Origin of the sequence: Streptomyces sp. 4N124, from assembly GCF_052245395.1 — a bacterium.
Lineage (GTDB): Bacteria > Actinomycetota > Actinomycetes > Streptomycetales > Streptomycetaceae > Streptomyces.
The window spans coordinates 15485-32779 of record NZ_JBQQBS010000039.1; the positions used below are offsets into that span (position 1 = coordinate 15485).

Consider the following 17295-nt stretch of genomic DNA (forward strand, 5'->3'; position numbering starts at 1 on the left):
ACGTCATCCGCCTGCCCGTTGCCGGACCGTCTCGTGGAGCCGGTCGATGAGGTGGCCCTTGCGCTCGATCGTCACATCGAAGTACGCCGCACTGCGCGCCGAACGGCACACGCGATGTACGCCATCCTTGGCGGAGCGCTTCAACTCAACTGCCTCGCCGGAGAGTTCGAGAAGGGTCTGCTGAAGTCCCGGATGACCGAGCACGAACGACTTCAGCTGCTCACCCTGCGCGGGCGGCCGGGCGGAGTCGGTCAGCTCCAGGAAGACGCGGTTGCTCAAGCCGTCGAAGTCCTCGTGGGTGTTGGCGCCGCCGAGCTCCGGCACGACGTCGGTGAGGTCGTTGAAGAGCTGGCTCGCCAGCCCGAGTCGGCGCATCGCGTCGTCCAGCGTGCGCCGCTCGTCCTCGACGACACCGAGCCCGGCGACCGCCGCGTCCAGCGGCATCCGGAACAGCGTCCCGGTCTTCAGCGCCGCCACCGACTCCCAGAACCGCACCCGCTCCCCGTGCGACGCGGCAAGCAGCTCGGCGCGGGTGCGGGCGGCCCGTGTCGACATATCGCCCGCCTGGCCGGTGAAGCCGTTGCCCACCGCGCGGACGAGGCCGGCCACCACCGCCGGATCGGCCGCGTGCCGCAGCGCCGCCATGATCAGCCAGGAGGCGGTGTTGAGCGCGAGCGGCACCCCGTGGGTGACGTGCAGTGCGGGCTCGCCGTACCGTACGTCGCTGCCGTCCTGGATGTCGTCGAGCACGACCGCGGCCTTGAGGAGGATGCGTACGGCTATGGCGGTGCGGCGGATGAGTGCGAGGTCGGGGGTGTCGTCGCCGGTCTCGCGCGGGAAGCCGCGGTAGTTGCGGTAGGCCCAGTAGACGATCGAGGGCCGCAAGGGGGGCCCGCCGTGACCGGGTGCTCGTGGAGCCGGAGGCAGGGCCGCCTGTCCCACTTTGGATGCGAGGGCATCGGCGACCGGTGCGTAGAGGGAACGGCTCAGGGCCGCGCCGTACAGGTCCCCCTCGGTGGGAAGCGACCCGATGAACGCGCGCAGGTCGTCCTCCAGCAGCGTGGCGTCGTGCCGCACCACCGCCTCGACTTCGGCCGTCCCTGTGGTCGTCGTCGCCGTACGTGCCGTGGCTGCCATGTCCACCTCCCCGCCCTGATGGCCACGGTCCGCCGAGCTCACGGTTGCGGTCCAGATCCACTTTTCGCCATATCTGTATGGGTATGTGGGGGCGTATGGGGTCCATGTGAGGGCTGAGTCATCGACTGCCCGTCAGGTGCGCGAAGACGACCACGTTCCCCTGATAGCCCGTCGTCCGTGAGTAGCCCCCGCCGCAGGTGATCACCCGTAGCTCGGGCCGCTTCGCTGCCCCGTACACCTTCTCGTCGGGGAAGTCCTTCGCGTCGTACACCTCGACGGCGTCCACGGTGAACACGGCAACCCCGCCGTCGCGCCGGTCCACCTCCACCGTGCTGCCCCGCTTCAGGGCGCCGAGGCCGTAGAAGACGGCGGGTCCGTCGGCGTTGTCGACGTGGCCGGCGACGATGGCGGTACCCGTCTCGCCCGGGGTGGTGCCGGCCTCGTACCAGCCGGCGAGGTTCTTCCGCTCAGACGGCGGGACGTCGAGACTGCCGGTCTTGGTCAGCCCGAGGCCCATCAGGGGGGCGTCCACGCGGAGCGAGGGGATACGGATGCGGTCGGGAGGGGATGGGGGCAGCGCGGGGATGGCGGATACGGCGGAGTGCCGTACGGACGCTTCGGCGTGTGCTTCCTGTGCTTCCTGTGCTTCCCGGGCGGACGGCTGCGGAGGGGCGTGCGTCCGGGCGCCGCTGCTGAGCAGCCAGGCGCCGGTGCACAGGGCGGTCAGCGTCACGGTCGCTATCGCGCCATTGGCTATGGCGGCTTTGCCCGACCTGCGCATGACGACCTCCCGGCCCCTTGAACTGGCCCCTTGAACTGGCCCTTTGAAACTGGACCCGATCCCCCTCCGGGCCGCGAGGGGCGTCGGACCCGGAGGGGGAGGGGACGTGCGGTACCGGCGGACGGACAGCGGAGGGTGTCCGTCAGAACCCGTCGCCTCTCGCCCGGCGATGCAGGAGCCAGGTACCGCCCGCGGCGGCGACGGCCAGAGCCGCAATGCCGGCCGCGGTCTGCACGGGATCGGGGCCCAGGGCGCCGCCGACCCCCGTCTTCACGCTTCCTCTGGGATGCACCTGCTCACGGGGCGCCGTCAGCGTGACCACCAGGTCGCCGGTCACCCGCTTGCCGTCCTCGGCGCAGGTCGCGACGATCTCGTACGTCCCCGGCTGCGCGCTCGGCGGCACCCTGAACTGCCCGATGGCGTTGTCCTTGTGGGTGCTCGGCGCGAGCGTGAACGTACCGGCGCCGACCGCACTGGCATCACCCGCCGCCGTACCCGTGTCGCCGCACGCCGTCGTGTTCACCGAGACCTGGCCGCCCGGCACGACGGAGGACGGAAACACGTCCAGACTCCCGGCGTCCGCCGCGTACGCGGGCACGCTGCCGAGGCCCGCGACGGTGACGGCGAGTGCGGCACCGGACAGCAGGCGGGCGGTACGTCGCATTCGGTGCTCCCTCGAGATCAGCGGTGGTTTCCCTTCCGAGGTAAAAGGCAGGACGCCGAGCGCGCTTCCTGAGAGGGCGGCGGAAATGGGGTGAATGGGTGCGGGGCGGGTCGTCCGGGGGCGTCCTGGGCTGGCATTTCGGCAGGTCACCGGCGTGTGCGAGGCGGCCGTCGGTAAAGAACGCGAAGGAGGCGGGGCGGGGGTGTGAACGGGTGACCCGGGAGCGGTGGGCCGGTCCTTGACCTCAAGTTAGGTTGAGATACGAGGCTGGGCGCATGCAGACGAAATCCACTCCTGAATCCGCTCCTGAATCCACTCTCGAGTCCGCTCAGGACACTCCCCTGAACCTGACCTTCGTCATCGGCAGCAACCGCCACGGCCGCTTCGGCCCCGTCGTCGCCGACTGGCTGCTCGCCCGCCTCCGGGACCGGGACGACCTGATCCCGCAGGTCGTGGACGTAGCCGAGATCTCCCTCCCGACATCCCTCGCCCCGACCCCGCAGGCCACCGCCGAACTGTCCACGGTCACCCCGAAACTGGCGGCCGCCGACGCGTTCGTCGTCCTGACCCCTGAGTACAACCACTCCTACCCGGCCGGCCTCAAGAACCTCATCGACTGGCACTACACCGAATGGCGCGCCAAGCCCGTCGCCCTCGTCTCCTACGGCGGCCTGGCAGGAGGCCTCCGCGCCGTCGAACACCTCCGCCAGATCTTCGCCGAACTCCACGCCGTGACGATCCGGGACACGGTGTCCTTCCACAACGCGGGGGCGTCCTTCGACGACAACGGACGCCTGAAGGATCCGTCCGCGGCGGACGCGGCGGCGAAGGGGATGCTGGATCAGTTGGTGTGGTGGGGGAGGGCGTTGCGGGAGGCCAAGGGGCGGTGGCCGTATGCGGGGTAGGCGCCCCGGTCACCCCTCCACCGCCTAGATGAGTGAGTCCGAAGCCGCAGGGCGGAGGCGCTCGTAGCAGTCGTAGTTGCGCTGAGCAATGATCTTTCCGTCGCGGAATTCGAGGAACGCCGCGATGTGGGCGCGCAGCACCTGCCCTGCGGTCAGGTCGCCGAGGGATACGGCCAGCGTGCCGGACCACGTGACTTCCAGAGCGACCTGGGCGCCGGCGGCGACCGCGTTGATCACTTCGAAGTGCTGCTCGGCGAGCAGCTTGCGTCCCTGCTGCGCGGCGGCGATCAGGTCCGGCAGACGGCGGACGGTGCCGTCCGGGAAGAGCGCGTTGGGCAGCTGGGTGTGGACCGCGTCCGGGTGGAAGAAAGCAGCAAGTTCCTCGCCTGCGGCGAAGTGGGACACCGCCTGGTGGTAGCGGACGGCGGTGCGGATGTTGGGGTGCTCGTGGAGCTCCGACATACCAACAACCATAGTTGCACAACCAAGGTTGTCAAATGGCAGAGTGGACCCATGCAGCAGCCACTCGATCCACATGACCTCGACACCGGCACCCTCGCCCTCTTCGCGGGCTTCGCCGCCGCCTCCGCCGTCCAGGACGAACTCGCCGCCCACGGCTTCCCCGACCTGCGCATGTCCCACGGCTACGTCTTCCAGCACCTCCTCCACGCCCGGCCCACCATCGGCGACCTCGCCGAGAAGCTCGACATGACCCAGCAGGGCGCCTCCAAAGCGGTCGCCGAACTCGAGCGCCTCGGCTACACCGAACGCCTCTCCGACCCCCACGACGCCCGTATCCGCCGCGTCACGCTCACCCGCCGCGGCCACGAAGCCGTCGCCGCCGCCCGCCATGCCCGGGCGGCACTGGAAGAACGCCTCCGGCACCGCTTCGGGGCCACGACCCTCGACGCCGCCCGCACCCTGCTCGCCGACCTCCTCGACGACCTCGGAGGCGCTGCGGCCGTCCAGCGCCGCGAGGTCAGGCCGCCCCGCTAGCCGTCGACGAAGCGGCCGCTTCCCGCCACTCACCCCACGTTCACTGCACTCCAAGCCGCAGCCACGGCGTCATGCTCAACACTCCCAGCCCCATAAAGATCCGAGGCCGCCCTCAACGTAGCCCCCCGAGCCCCCGCATAATCCGTCGACGACGTCATATACACCGTCAACGCCCGGTACCAGACCGCCCCCAACTTCCCCCGCCCGATCCCCGCAACCGAAGACCCGTCACACGTAGGCGAGTTGTGAGCAACCCCGCCGATCGTCTTCGGCCCGCTCCCCTCCGCCAGCAGATACGCGAAGTGGTTGCCGACCCCCGACGAGTAGTGGACGTCCAGCTTCCCGGTCCCCGCGCTCCAGCAGTCCACCGAGTTGCCGTCCTTGGACGGCCGGTCCATGTACCGCAGCGCATCCCGCCCCAGCCCCGAGCGGACGATCTTCTCGCCGATCAACCAGTCACCGGGATCCTTGGCATTCGCCGCGTAGAACTCCACCAGCGTCCCGAAGATGTCCGACGTCGCCTCGTTCAGCCCGCCCGACTCGCCCGAGTACGTCAGCGCCGCCGTCGCCGACGTCACCCCGTGCGACATCTCGTGCCCCGCCACATCCAACGACACCAACGGACCGAGCTGCGTCCCGTCACCGTCCCCGTAGGTCATGCAGAAGCAACTGTCGTCCCAGAAGGCGTTGTTGTACCGCGTCCCGTAGTGCACGCGGTTGTACGAGCCCACGCCGTCGCCGCGGATTCCGGAACGCCCGTGCATGTTCTTGTAGTAGTCCCAGGTGACGTCGGTGCCGTACTGCGCGTCCACCGCCGCCGACGCGCGGTCGGTCGTCGCGCCCGTGCCCCAGTGGTTGTCGGTGTCCGTGAACACCGTGGCGGGGGCGCGGCTGAGGCAGATCGTCGTCAGCAGGCACAGGTCCGTCTTGTTCGCCGCGTCGCCGGTGTACGTGTCTCCGCGCGTCGGGTCCTTCAGCTGGTACGTCGACCCCGTCGCCGTCGTCTCCAACGGCACCGTGCCCGCGTACAGCGACTCCCCGTCACCCGTCGCCGTCTCCAGGACATCCCACGCGTCGATCTGCTCACCCGTGACGGCATCGGTCAGCACCGTTCGCGCGACCGGGTTGCCGAGCGAGTCCTGAGCCGTCGCGTCCGTCCGCCAGGCCAGCTTCGGGGCGCCGTGCAGGGCGTCGACGACCAGCTGCGGCCTTGACGTCAACTTCTTCAGCGTCTCGCCCAAGTTGGCCGCCCGCAGCGCGTTCGCCGCCAGGTCCGCCGCCCGGGGGCCCGACAACTTGGGCGTCACGCTCGACAGCGCCACCGCCTGCCGGGTCGCGCGCGAGACACTTCGGTACGCCCCGTCCGGATCCAGGTGCACGACGAAGTCGCCGCCCAGCACTGGTAGGTGACGGTACGTCCGGTCGTACCGGACGTGTTGCGTGCCGTCCGGGTCGACGATCACGTCCCGGACCTTTGTCTCCTGCGCAGAGGTGAGGCCCAGGGACGACGCGTGCTGAGCGAGCGCCGCTGCCGCGTGCTCCAGCGCCTTGGCTCGGGTCGGTTGGTCGGTGGCGTCCGCGGTGGGGGAGAGGACGGCGGCCAGCAGAGCGGCTGCGGTGGCCGCCGTGCCGGCCGCGGTGAGACGGGAACCTCGGATGGTCCGGGTCCGTGTCCGTATACGTATACGGCTCATGGGTCTCCTCAGGGAGGCGCCTGGGGCGGGCGCGTGGGGACGGGGGCGTGATCGTTTCTGCGGTCCTGCGATTCAAGGGGCCGCTGACCTGCCATGTCCATGGCGCTGATGAGGAGATGTGTGAGGAGAGAGAATCGTTTCTGTGAGATCCGCGAGACTTCCGTTCTTCGTCTACGGCACCCTCCGCCCCGGCGAGCCCAACCACGACCTCTTCCTGCGCGGCCGCACCGAGGCCGAGGAGCCGGCACGGCTCACGGGCGCGCTGCTCTACGACGGGCCCGGATATCCGTATGCCGTGGAGGATGTGGGCGGCCGCTTCGTGTGCGGGGAGCTCGTCACCGCGCGCCCCGAGGCTTACGGCGAACTCCTCGCCGCCCTGGACCAGTTGGAGGAGTACGCCCCCGGCGACCCGCGCAACCTCTACGAGCGCGTCGTGCGTGACGTGACGCGCGAGGCGGACGGGACGGCCGTATGCGCCTGGGTGTACGTCGCGGCGCCCGCAGTCGCCGTACGACTGCGGGCGCGCGGGAAGCTCATCGAGGGCGGGGACTGGCGGGCCGCCCGGCGCTGAGCCGGACTACGGCTTCACCGTCTCCAGACGAACCGCACACGCCTTGAACTCCGGCATGCGGGAGGTCGGGTCGAGGGCCGGGTTCGTCAGCGTGTTGGCGCGGCCCTCGCCCGACCAGTGGAAGGGCATGAAGACCGTGTCCGGGCGGATCGTCGTGGTGATCCGCGCGGGGGCCACCGCTCGCCCCCGCCGGGACACGACCGCCAACGCGTCGCCCTCTTTGGCGCCGAGCCGCTCGGCCAGCCGCGGATGCAGCTCCACGAACGGCCCCGGCGCCGCGGCGTTCAGCTCGTCCACGCGCCGCGTCTGGGCGCCGGACTGGTATTGGGCCACGACCCGGCCCGTCGTCAGGAGCACCGGGTACTCGTCGTCCGGCTCCTCAGCGATCGCCCGGTGCGAGACGGGGACGAAGCGGGCGCGGCCGTCCTCGGTGGCGAAGCGGTCGAGGAAGAGGCGGGGGGTGCCGGGGTGGTCGCCGGCGCCGGAGGTGTCCGCCGGGGTCGGACACGGCCAGAACACCCCGTTCTCCTCGATCAGCCTGCGGTAGGTGATGCCGGAGTAGTCCGCGGGGCCGCCCGCGCTCGCCCGGCGCAGCTCCTCGAAGACCTCCTCGGGGTCGGTCGGGAAGCCCTTCTCCACGCCGAGCCGGTCGGCCAGTTCGTGCATGACGTCGAGGTCGCTGCGGATGCCGTCGGGCGGGGTGATGGCCTGCCGGCGCAACAGCACCCTGCCCTCCAGGTTCGTCGTCGTGCCCGTCTCCTCCGCCCACTGGGTGACCGGGAGGACCACGTCGGCCAGGGCTGCCGTCTCGGACAGTACAACGTCACATACCGCAAGGAAGTCGAGAGACTTGATGCGCTCCTCGATGTGCGCGGCCCGCGGCGCCGACACCACCGGGTTCGACCCCATCAGCAGCAGCGACTTGATGTCCGAACCCAGCGAGTCCAGCAGCTCGTACGCACTCCGCCCCGGCCCCGGCAGCGAGTCCGGGTCGACGCCCCACACCTCCGCCACATGCTGCCGCGCCGCTGGGTCGGTCAGCTTGCGGTAGCCGGGCAACTGGTCGGCCTTCTGGCCGTGTTCGCGCCCGCCCTGTCCATTGCCCTGCCCGGTCAGACAGCCGTACCCGGACAGCGGGCGGCCCGCCCGGCCGGTCGCCAGGCACAGGTTGATCCACGCGCCCACCGTGTCCGTGCCCTTGGACTGCTGCTCGGGCCCGCGCGCGGTGAGCACCATCGCGGCCTCGGGCTCGCAGAACATCCGTACGGCCTCGCGGAGTTGGGGCACATGGACGCCGGTGATCCGCTCCACGTACTCCGGCCAGTGCGCCATCGCGGCGGCCCGGGCTTCCTCCCAGCCGGTCGTACGCTCGCGGATGTACTCCTCGTCGGTGCGGCCCTCGGCGACGATCAGGTGCAGCAGGCCCAGGGCGAGTGCGAGGTCGGTGCCGGGCCGGGGCGCCAGGTGCAGGTCCGCCTGCTCGGCGGTCTTCGTGCGGCGCGGGTCGATGACGATCAGCGTGCCGCCGTTCTCGCGCAGCTCGCTGAAGAAGCGGAGCGCCGGCGGCATCGTCTCCGCGAGGTTCGAGCCGACGAGGATCACGCAGCCCGTCTTCGGGATGTCCTCCAGGGGGAAGGGGAGGCCGCGGTCGAGGCCGAACGCCTTCATCCCGGCCGCCGCCGCCGAGGACATGCAGAAGCGCCCGTTGTAGTCGATCTGTGAGGTGCCCAGCACCACCCGCGCGAACTTGCCGAGCGTGTACGCCTTCTCGTTCGTCAGTCCGCCGCCGCCGAAGACCCCGCACGCGTCCGGACCATGTTCCGTGCGCGTGCGGGACAGCCCCTCGGCGATCCGGTCCAGTGCCTCGTCCCAGGACGCGGGCACGAGCTTGCCCTCGGCGCGCACCAACGGGGAGGTCAGACGCACCCGGGACGAGAGCACCGCCGGCGCCGTACGGCCCTTGCCGCACAGCGCACCCCGGTTCACCGGGAAGTCCACGCGCTCGGTCACCTCGACGGTCCCGTCAGGGGCCGGCGTCAGATTCATCCCGCACTGCAGGGCGCAGTACGGGCAGTGCGTGGGCGTCGCGGAGTTCTGCATGTCATTCAGCATGCTTCGTCCTTGTTACGGGTCAGGACGGCCCTTTGTTACACGGCCGGGACAGCGACCTCCCCGCCGCCGCCGGACCGGCGTGAGGCGCACGGCAGCCCACCCCTGAGTCGCCGCCGGTCGGTGCGGAAGTTGCCTTTGATGTGAAAGGCGTCACATGTGGCTCGTTTCTTACTGTAGTTGGCCGATCGCAGGTTGTTGAGCGTTGGAGTACAGGCCCCCTACAGTCGGGCCTTCGCGCGACTCCGTACGGCGTTCGACATACCGGGCATGCCCGCCGCTCATCCCGGATCCGGCAAGGCAAGCAACCGCCATCGAAACAGCCCGTCAAGCGAAACAGCCAGGAGGTACCCCAGTCATGCCCCTGCGCCATTTGTCCCCCCATGACCAGCACCTTTTCCGGCGATACGGTCGTGGTCCCACGGTTCCCGTCCCGGACCCCCTCGTCCACCGCGCCGTCGAACGGCACGCCGCGGCCACCCCGCACGCCGTCGCCGCCGAACACCAGGGCGCGCTGATCACCTACGGCGAGCTGGACCGCCAGGCCGACGCGCTCGCCGCCCGCCTGGCCCGCGAGGGCATACGGCCCGGCGATCACGTCGGCCTCTTCGTGCGCCGCTCCCTCCCGATGCTCGTAGGCCTGCTCGGCATCCTGAAGGCGGGCGCCGCCTATGTCCCCCAGGACATCGGGCTCGCGCCCCCCGCCCAGCTGGCCCACGTCGTCCGCACCGCCCGCACCCGCGTCGTCCTCACCGTCGCGGAACACGCGGCCCGGATTCCGCGGGGCCCGCGCATGATCGCCCTGGACACACCCCTGCCCCCTGCGACCGTCCCCCGCCCGCACATCAGCCCCGACGACGGCTGCTACGTCCTGTTCACCTCCGGCACCACCGGCCGGCCCAACGGCGTGAAGGTCACCCACCGCAACGTCGCCAACATCCTCCTCACCGCCCCCGGCGACCTGGGCATCCGCCCCGGCGACCGGGTCGCCCAACTCCTCAACATCGCCTTCGACATGGCCGCCTGGGAGATCCTCGGCTGCCTCGCCCACGGCGGCACCCTAGTGATCCGCGGCAAGGACATCGCTGCGGCGGCCCGTACGGCCGACGTCCTGATCGCCACGCCGACCGTCCTGTCCGGCATCGACCCGGCCGCCTGCCCGCGTGTCCGCACGGTCGCGGTGGCGGGCGAACCCTGCCCGCGTCCGCTCGCCGACGCCTGGGCCGCCCGCGCCGCCTTCCACAACTGCTGCGGCCCCACCGAGACGACCATCGTCAACACGATGCGCCGCCACGACCCGGCCGACCCACTCCTCACCATCGGCCGGCCCACCCCCAACAACACGGTCTATGTCCTCGACGCCGCACGCAGTCCGCTGCCCATCGGCGAGATCGGCGAGATGTGGGCGGGCGGTGACTGCGTCTCGGCGGGATACCTCGGCGATGACCGGCTCAACGCCGAGAGATACGCCCCCGACCCCTTCCTCGGCGGCGACCGCCGAATGTTCCGCACCCGCGACCTCGGCCGCTGGACCCCCGACGGCGAACTGGAACACCTCGGCCGCACCGACGACCAGGTCAAGGTGCGCGGCTTCCGCGTCGAGCTCGACTCCGTGTCCTCGGTGCTGGAGTCGGTGCCGGGCTGCCGGCGCGCGGTGACCCTGAAGCGGGACGCCCGCACGCTGGTCTCCTTCGTCTGCCCCGCCGACGTCGACCCGGACACCGCCCGCGGCGCCGTCGCCGACGCCCTGCCGTACTACTGCGTGCCCGACGAGGTCCTGCCCCTGCCCTTCCTCCCCGAGACCGACCGCGGCAAGATCGACAAAACGGCGCTGCTGCGGATGGTCGAAGAGCGGATGGCGGTGGCCCGATGACCACCTCACCTCCGCGCACCCGGCGGGACACCACCGAGCTGCCCCCGCTCGTCTCCGGCCCTCGCCGCCTGCTCAAGCACCCACGCCTGATGCACTACAACCGGCTCGCGGCGCTGGTGATCCTGGCGAACCTCGCTTTCCTGTACGCCCGTTGGCCCTTGTCGACCGAGGCCCTCGGCCACGCGGCCCTCGCCAACCTCGCGCTCGCCGTCCTCGTACGACAGCAGTACGTCATCAACCTCTTCTTCCGGCTGGCGACCTGGGCGCCGACGCACTGGCCCCTGAAGATCCGCTGGACGCTGGGGAAGGTGTACCACTTCGGCGGGCTGCACGCGGGCGGGGCGCTGGCGGGGACGGGCTGGTTCCTGGCGCTCACGATCAGTACGACCCATGGGCCGGCCAGTGCGCCGCTCAGGACCGTGAGCTGGACCCTGATCGCCCTCCTCGCGGTCATCGTCGCCACCGCCCTGCCGCCCTTCCGCTCCCGCCACCACGACCACTTCGAGAAGATCCACCGCTTCGGCGGCTGGACCGCCCTGGCCCTCTTCTGGACGCACACGCTCCTGTCGTCACCGGGCCCGGCAGAAGTCACGGTCCTGTCGGTGGTCACCTTCAGCGTCGCCCTGCCCTGGCTACGGCTCCGCAAGGTCGCCGTCCGTCTCGAACGCCCCTCCCGCCACGTCGTACTGGCCCGCTTCGACCACGGCGAGACCCCCTTCGCGGGCTCCTCGACCGCGATCAGCCGCAGCCCGCTACGGGAATGGCACTCCTTCGCCAACGTCCCGGCCCCCGGTGAGCCCGGCTTCCGGCTCACCATCTCGCGGGCCGGCGACTGGACGGGCTCGTTCATCGACGACCTGCCGCCCAAGGTGTGGGTGAAGGGCATCACCACGGCCGGGGTCGCCAACATCGAGGTCCTGTTCAAGAAGGTGATCTACGTCGCGACCGGCAGCGGCATCGGCCCCTGCCTGCCCCATCTCCTCGCCGCCGAGGTCCCCTCCCGCCTGGTCTGGGCGACCCGCGACCCCCGCACGACGTACGGCGACGCCCTCGTCGACGAGATCCTCGCCGTCCAGCCCGACCCCGTCATCTGGGACACCTCCCGGCACGGCAAGCCCGACATGGTGCGCCTCGCGTACGCCGCGTACCGCGACTTCGGCGCCGAGGCGGTGATCTGCATCTCCAACAAGAAGCTCACCTGGCAGGTCGTACACGGGCTGGAGCGGCGCGGGATTCCGGCGTACGGCGCGATCTGGGACTCGTAACCCTCGAAGGGATTCCGTATGAGAAACGTGAAAGTCGAACAGCACGGCCGAGTGGTGACCGTCCGCCTGCACCGCCCGCACGTGCTCAACGCACTGAACTCCGAGTTGCTGACCGAACTCCTCGACGCTCTCCGCCCCTTGGACGCGGACCCCGAGGTCGGCTGCTTCGTCGTCACCGGCTCGGAGCAGGTGTTCGCCGCCGGCGCCGACATCAAGGAGATGGCGGGGAAGTCGGCCGCGGAGATGGCGGCGGAGGACTACTTCTCGGCGTGGGAGGAGTTCGCCGATCTCCGTACGCCGAAGATCGCCGCCGTCAACGGGCCTGCCCTGGGCGGCGGTTGCGAGCTGGCGATGATGTGTGACCTCGTCATCGCGGGCGAGTCGGCGGTGTTCGGTCAGCCGGAGATCAAGCTCGGGGTGATCCCGGGCATCGGCGGCACCCAGCGCCTGACCCGGCTGGTCGGCAAGGCCAAGGCGATGGACCTGATCCTCACCGGTCGCACCATGGACGCACGGGAGGCTGGACGCTGCGGTCTCGTCTCCCGCGTCGTACCCGACGACCAGGTCCTGCCGGAGGCCCTCGAAGCGGCCGCGACCATCGCCTCGTACGGCCGCGCGGCGGTCACCGCGGCCCGTGAATGCGTGAACCAGGCCCTGGAAACCGGCCTGCGAGACGGCATCCGCTTCGAACGCCGGGTGTTCCACGCCCTGTTCGCGACGGAGGACCAGAAGGAGGGCATGAGCGCGTTCCTGGAGAAACGCGCCCCGCACTTCACCGGGCGCTAGCGAGCGCCCGAGCCACCCCCGGTTCCCGCGGTCCGAGGAACCGGGGGTCCGGCTCGAACACGGCGTCCACGGCGGCCTTCCCGGCGGCGATCAGCTCCCGGACACCGCCGTAGTACCAGGTCGCGTCGTGCACGGCGTCCACCCCGACGCCGTACGACGACACCCCCGCCTCCTCACACAACGCGACCGCGCGCCGAATATGGAAGCCCTGACTGATCAACACAGCCCGGTCCACCCCGAAGATCTTCCTCGCGCGGACACAGGAGTCCCAGGTGTCGAACCCCGCGTAGTCACTCACGATGCGCACGTCCGGCACACCCCGCCGGGTCAGATAGCTGCGCATCGCGTCGGGCTCGTCATAGTCCTCGCGGCTGTTGTCGCCGGTGACGAGAACGACCTCGATACGGCCCTCGCGGTACAGCTCGGCCGCCGCGTCGAGCCGGTGCGCGAGATACGGCGACGGCTCGCCGTCCCACAGACCCGCGCCGAAGACGACCGCGACCTCGGTGCGGGGCACGTCCGCCGTGGTCCGCAGCCGGTCGCCGGCCACCACGTACATCCAGGTCGCGGGAAGCAGCGCCAGCACACACCCGAGCATCACGGCCTGCACCAGCCGCCGCTGCCCGGTACGGGTACGCGGCAGACGGGGTCTGCGCACCTTCACGGTCCCTCCCTGGTGGGTTCTCGACAGTGACAGACGTCCCGTACAGCGCTCCGGTTCGGCCCCGGCCATGTGACCAGCTTCACCATCCCCACCGAAACCGCAGGTCACGCCGCCTCACACACCCCGTGCCCCCCATCGTGAACCCCGCGAAAAGACCCGTGACGCCCACGCAACGGGGTGGCAACCTCCCGCCCCCACCATCGGTTCATGACGGCGTCGAAACACCTCCACGACGAGTCCACGACCCTCCCGCACGGGGCCCACCTCGACAGTACGGCGCACATCATGAACCGGATCACCAGCCAGCTCGCCGACCAGCTCAGCCTCGTCTCCCGCGACGGCAGGCGACGCCCCGAGCCGCCCGCCCTGGTCCTCGTGGCCCACGGCAGCCGCGACCCGCGCACCCTGCGCACGGTCACCGCCCTCGTCGACCGCGTCCGCGAACTGCGCCCCGGCCTGCCCGTCCGTCTCGGCCACATCGAGCTGAACGAGCCCCTGCTCCCGGACACCCTCGCCGCCCTCGGCACCTCCGAAGCCGTCCTCGTGCCGCTCCTCCTCAGCCGCGGCTACCACGTCAAGCGCGACATCCCCGACATGGCCGCCGCAGCCCCGGCCCGCACCCGCGTCGCCACCGCCCTGGGCCCTCACCCCCTCCTCGTGGACGCCCTGCACGACCGCCTGACCGAGGCAGGCTGGCGCAAGGGTGCGGAAAAGACCGGAGTGGTCCTGGCCGCGGCAGGCTCCCGCGACCCCGACGCGGCAACAGACACAGGCGTTACGGCACAACTGCTGGCCGACCGCTTGGGCGCACCGGTGATCCCCGCGTACGCGTCGGCAGCGAGGCCCACGGTCGAGGAAGCCGTACAAGCCCTGACATCCCGAGGCTGCCGCCGAGTAGCCGTAGCGAGCTACTTCACGGCCCCCGGCTACTTCGCGACCCAGTGCGCGGAGGCGGCCCCGTGGATAGCGTCGGCCCCCCTGGGCACCCACCCGGCGATGGCCCGCTTGGTCCTGCACCGATACGACGAAGCACTGACAACGCAGGGTGACTGGACGTACCTAAGGGGCGCGGGGAACGGCGCGACCAGCCACCCACAACCCGCACTCGCCGGCTAACCGCACCCGGCAGACGCCAAGGCGCACTCCACTCGCCACCACCGGCGATTACTGTCGAGACATGCCGTACGACCTGCAGTCAACCGAACGCTGGGCCCCCGAACCGGACAAACGCCCCGGCCGAACCGCCTTCCAACGCGACCGCGCCCGCATCCTGCATTCCTCCGCGCTCAGAAGGCTCGCCGGAAAGACCCAGGTCGTCACACCCGGCGAACGCAGCGCTTCGGCCTGGGACGCCAGTCCCCGCACCCGCCTCACCCACTCCCTGGAGTGCGCCCAGGTCGGCCGCGAACTGGGCGCAGCCCTCGGCTGCGACCCCGACCTGGTGGAAGCCGCCTGCCTCTCCCACGATCTCGGCCACCCCCCGTTCGGCCACAACGGCGAACAGGCCCTCAACGAATTCGCCGAGGACTGCGGCGGCTTCGAGGGCAACGCCCAGTCCCTGAGACTCCTCACCCGCATCGAGCCCAAACGGTTCACCCCAGAGGGCTCCGTCGGCCTCAACCTCACCCGAGCCGCCCTCGACGCGGCCACCAAATACCCCTGGCCCCGCGGCGCCCACCCCACCGACCCCAAGTCCCGGAAGTTCGGTGTCTACGACGACGACCGCCCGGTCTTCGAGTGGGTCCGCAAGGACGCCCCCGGCACCCGCACCTGCTTCGAGGCCCAGGTCATGGACTGGTCCGACGACGTGGCCTACTCCGTGCACGACGTCGAGGACGGCCTGCACGCCGGCCACATCGACCCCAACTGCCTGCACGCCGAACCGGAACGGCAGGCGGTCTTCTCGGTCGCCATCGGCCGCTACGTCCCCCCGGACACCGACCCCGCCGAACTCGCCGAGGCCCTCGACCGCCTCCTCGACGAGGACTGGTGGCCGCACGGCTACGACGGCACGGCCGTGGCCCAGGCCCGTCTCAAGGACGCCACCAGCCAGCTCATCGGCCGCTTCTGCCTGGGCGCCGAGGCCGCCACGCGCGCGGCGTACGGCACCGGCCGCCTGACGAGGTACGACGCCGAACTCGTCGTACCGCGCGAGGTCCGCCTCGAATGCGCCGTCCTCAAGGCGGTCGCCGACCGGTACGTCATGCAGCGCGCCGAACAGGAACGTCTCCGCGCCGACCAGCGCATCGTCGTCGCGGAACTCGCCGACGCGCTCACCACCCGCGCGCCCGACGGACTCGACCCCCAGTTCCGCGCGCTGTTCGACCGGGCGCCCGACGACCGCGCCCGCAAACGCGTGATCGTCGACCAGATCGCGTCGCTCACGGACGCGTCGGCGCGGTCGTTGCACCAGAGGTTCACGGGGCGGCAGTGAGGTGAAACAAGCCCGAATGTGACCCTGCGTGGCCTGATCGGGCCACTCCCTCTTCCCCCATCACGCTCCGTGCGGGACGCTCGCATGTGGCGACACCGTGCAGTGTTCAACTGGGGGAAACCCCCAGACCCCCGAGGAGGCATCAAGTGGTCGACGCGGATCAGACATTCGTCATCGTCGGAGGCGGACTGGCCGGCGCGAAGGCGGCCGAGACACTCCGCGCGGAGGGCTTCCACGGCCGCGTGATACTGATCTGCGACGAACGCGATCACCCGTACGAGCGCCCGCCGCTCTCCAAGGGCTATCTGCTCGGCAAGGAGGTGCGCGACAGCGTCTTCGTGCACGAGCCCGCCTGGTACGCCCGCAACGACATCGAGCTGCACCTCGGCCAGACCGTCGACGCCATCGACCGCACGGCGAAGACGGTCCGCTTCGGCGAGGACGGCACCGTTGTCCGCTACGACAAGCTGCTCCTCGCGACCGGCGCCGAGCCCCGCCGCCTGGACATCCCCGGCACGGACCTCGCGGGCGTCCACCACCTGCGCCGCCTCGCCCACGCCGAACGCCTCAAGGGCGTCCTGACCTCCCTGGGCCGCGACAACGGCCACCTCGTCATCGCCGGCGCCGGCTGGATCGGCCTGGAGGTCGCGGCGGCGGCCCGGGAGTACGGCGCCGAGGTCACCGTCGTCGAGCCGGAGCCGACCCCGCTGCACGGCGTCCTCGGCCCCGAGCTCGGCAACCTCTTCGCCGAGCTGCACCGGGAGCACGGTGTCCGCTTCCACTTCGGCGCGCGGCTGACGGAGATCGCCGGCCAGGACGGCATGGTCCTGGCCGCCCGCACCGACGACGGCGAGGAACACCCCGCGCACGACGTGCTCGCGGCGATCGGCGCCGCCCCCCGCGTCGCGCTCGCGGAGTCGGCCGGGCTCGACATCGCCGAGCGCGCCTACGGCGGCGGCGTGCTGGTCGACGAACAGCTGCGCACCTCCGACCCCGACATCTACGCGGCCGGCGATGTCGCCGCGTTCCCGCACGCCCTGTTCGGCACCCGGGTACGCGTCGAGCACTGGGCCAACGCCCTCAACGGCGGCCCGGCGGCGGCCCGCGCGATGCTCGGCCGGGACGTCACCTACGACCGCGTGCCCTATTTCTTCTCCGACCAGTACGACCTCGGGATGGAGTACTCCGGCTGGGCGCCCCCGGGCACGTATGACGAAGTGGTGATCCGGGGAGACGCCGGGAAGCGGGAATTCATCGCCTTCTGGGTGAAGGAGAACCGCGTGCTGGCCGGGATGAACGTGAATGTGTGGGACGTCACAGACCCGATCCAGCAGCTGATCCGGTCCAGGGCCCGGGTAGACACCGAGGCACTGGCGGATCCACACGTTCCACTCGAAAACCTCGTCCCGTAAGTGT

At 70.8% G+C, this 17295-nt stretch carries 16 protein-coding genes; 9 read left to right on the top strand and 7 right to left on the bottom strand.

Annotated elements, in window-relative coordinates; genetic code table 11:
- Positions 1 to 3 precede the first annotated feature (3 nt).
- The 3 genes from ACTWQO_RS31820 to ACTWQO_RS31830 form a co-directional block, all read right to left on the bottom strand.
- A complete protein-coding gene (locus tag ACTWQO_RS31820) occupies positions 4 to 1137 on the bottom strand; it encodes a polyprenyl synthetase family protein (RefSeq protein WP_443240835.1) in 1134 nt (377 codons plus the stop codon).
- A 118-nt stretch (positions 1138 to 1255) separates the two neighbouring features.
- Positions 1256 to 1918 carry a class F sortase gene (locus ACTWQO_RS31825; RefSeq protein WP_443240836.1) on the bottom strand — a complete coding sequence of 221 codons (663 nt, stop codon included), beginning with the start codon at positions 1916 to 1918 and terminating at the stop codon, positions 1256 to 1258.
- A 142-nt stretch (positions 1919 to 2060) separates the two neighbouring features.
- Complete coding sequence (locus tag ACTWQO_RS31830) at positions 2061 to 2582, bottom strand: hypothetical protein (RefSeq protein WP_443240837.1); 522 nt, start codon at positions 2580 to 2582, stop codon at positions 2061 to 2063.
- A 275-nt stretch (positions 2583 to 2857) separates the two neighbouring features.
- On the opposite strand from ACTWQO_RS31830, the gene ACTWQO_RS31835 reads away from it, so the two are divergent.
- Complete coding sequence (locus ACTWQO_RS31835) at positions 2858 to 3487, top strand: NADPH-dependent FMN reductase (RefSeq protein ID WP_443240838.1); 630 nt, start codon at positions 2858 to 2860, stop codon at positions 3485 to 3487.
- Between the two features lie 24 nt (positions 3488 to 3511).
- Here the strand turns inward: ACTWQO_RS31835 and ACTWQO_RS31840 are convergent, their stop codons facing one another.
- Positions 3512 to 3949 (bottom strand): nuclear transport factor 2 family protein, encoded by a 438-nt coding sequence (locus ACTWQO_RS31840; protein ID WP_443240839.1) that lies wholly within the window; start codon positions 3947 to 3949, stop codon positions 3512 to 3514.
- Positions 3950 to 4000: 51 nt separating this feature from the next.
- Between ACTWQO_RS31840 and ACTWQO_RS31845 the strand changes: the two genes are divergently transcribed.
- Positions 4001 to 4483, top strand: coding sequence for a MarR family winged helix-turn-helix transcriptional regulator (locus tag ACTWQO_RS31845; protein ID WP_443240840.1), 483 nt, complete (start codon positions 4001 to 4003; stop codon positions 4481 to 4483).
- Positions 4484 to 4512: 29 nt separating this feature from the next.
- Here ACTWQO_RS31845 and ACTWQO_RS31850 read toward each other — a convergent pair whose 3' ends face one another.
- Positions 4513 to 6177, bottom strand: a complete 1665-nt coding sequence (locus ACTWQO_RS31850) for a M4 family metallopeptidase (protein WP_443240841.1) — start codon at positions 6175 to 6177, stop codon at positions 4513 to 4515.
- A 142-nt stretch (positions 6178 to 6319) separates the two neighbouring features.
- Between ACTWQO_RS31850 and ACTWQO_RS31855 the strand changes: the two genes are divergently transcribed.
- A complete protein-coding gene (locus ACTWQO_RS31855) occupies positions 6320 to 6748 on the top strand; it encodes a gamma-glutamylcyclotransferase family protein (RefSeq protein ID WP_443240842.1) in 429 nt (142 codons plus the stop codon).
- Between the two features lie 6 nt (positions 6749 to 6754).
- Here the strand turns inward: ACTWQO_RS31855 and ACTWQO_RS31860 are convergent, their stop codons facing one another.
- Complete coding sequence (locus ACTWQO_RS31860; protein WP_443240896.1) at positions 6755 to 8848, bottom strand: molybdopterin oxidoreductase family protein; 2094 nt, start codon at positions 8846 to 8848, stop codon at positions 6755 to 6757.
- Positions 8849 to 9215: 367 nt separating this feature from the next.
- Between ACTWQO_RS31860 and ACTWQO_RS31865 the strand changes: the two genes are divergently transcribed.
- Genes ACTWQO_RS31865 through ACTWQO_RS31875 form a run of 3 tightly spaced genes read left to right on the top strand, consistent with a single transcriptional unit; the run spans position 9216 to position 12781 of the window.
- Complete coding sequence (locus ACTWQO_RS31865) at positions 9216 to 10730, top strand: amino acid adenylation domain-containing protein (RefSeq protein WP_443240843.1); 1515 nt, start codon at positions 9216 to 9218, stop codon at positions 10728 to 10730.
- Complete coding sequence (locus ACTWQO_RS31870; protein ID WP_443240844.1) at positions 10727 to 11995, top strand: hypothetical protein; 1269 nt, start codon at positions 10727 to 10729, stop codon at positions 11993 to 11995. Before ACTWQO_RS31865 ends, ACTWQO_RS31870 begins: the two co-directional genes overlap by 4 nt.
- 18 nt (positions 11996 to 12013) lie before the next feature.
- A complete protein-coding gene (locus ACTWQO_RS31875) occupies positions 12014 to 12781 on the top strand; it encodes an enoyl-CoA hydratase-related protein (protein ID WP_443240845.1) in 768 nt (255 codons plus the stop codon).
- Here ACTWQO_RS31875 and ACTWQO_RS31880 read toward each other — a convergent pair.
- Positions 12768 to 13445 carry a SanA/YdcF family protein gene (locus tag ACTWQO_RS31880; RefSeq protein ID WP_443240846.1) on the bottom strand — a complete coding sequence of 226 codons (678 nt, stop codon included), beginning with the start codon at positions 13443 to 13445 and terminating at the stop codon, positions 12768 to 12770. The genes ACTWQO_RS31875 and ACTWQO_RS31880 overlap by 14 nt on opposite strands.
- 207 nt (positions 13446 to 13652) lie before the next feature.
- Here ACTWQO_RS31880 and ACTWQO_RS31885 point away from each other — a divergent pair, with 207 nt between their 5' ends.
- The 3 genes from ACTWQO_RS31885 to ACTWQO_RS31895 all read left to right on the top strand — a co-directional run bounded on the left by ACTWQO_RS31885 (position 13653) and on the right by ACTWQO_RS31895 (position 17291).
- The gene (locus ACTWQO_RS31885) at positions 13653 to 14561 is read left to right on the top strand and encodes a sirohydrochlorin chelatase (protein WP_443240847.1); all 909 of its coding nucleotides are present in this window, start codon (positions 13653 to 13655) and stop codon (positions 14559 to 14561) included.
- A gap of 61 nt (positions 14562 to 14622) precedes the next feature.
- Positions 14623 to 15879, top strand: coding sequence for a deoxyguanosinetriphosphate triphosphohydrolase (locus ACTWQO_RS31890; RefSeq protein ID WP_443240848.1), 1257 nt, complete (start codon positions 14623 to 14625; stop codon positions 15877 to 15879).
- Between the two features lie 146 nt (positions 15880 to 16025).
- A complete protein-coding gene (locus ACTWQO_RS31895) occupies positions 16026 to 17291 on the top strand; it encodes an NAD(P)/FAD-dependent oxidoreductase (protein WP_443240849.1) in 1266 nt (421 codons plus the stop codon).
- Positions 17292 to 17295: the final 4 nt, after the last annotated feature.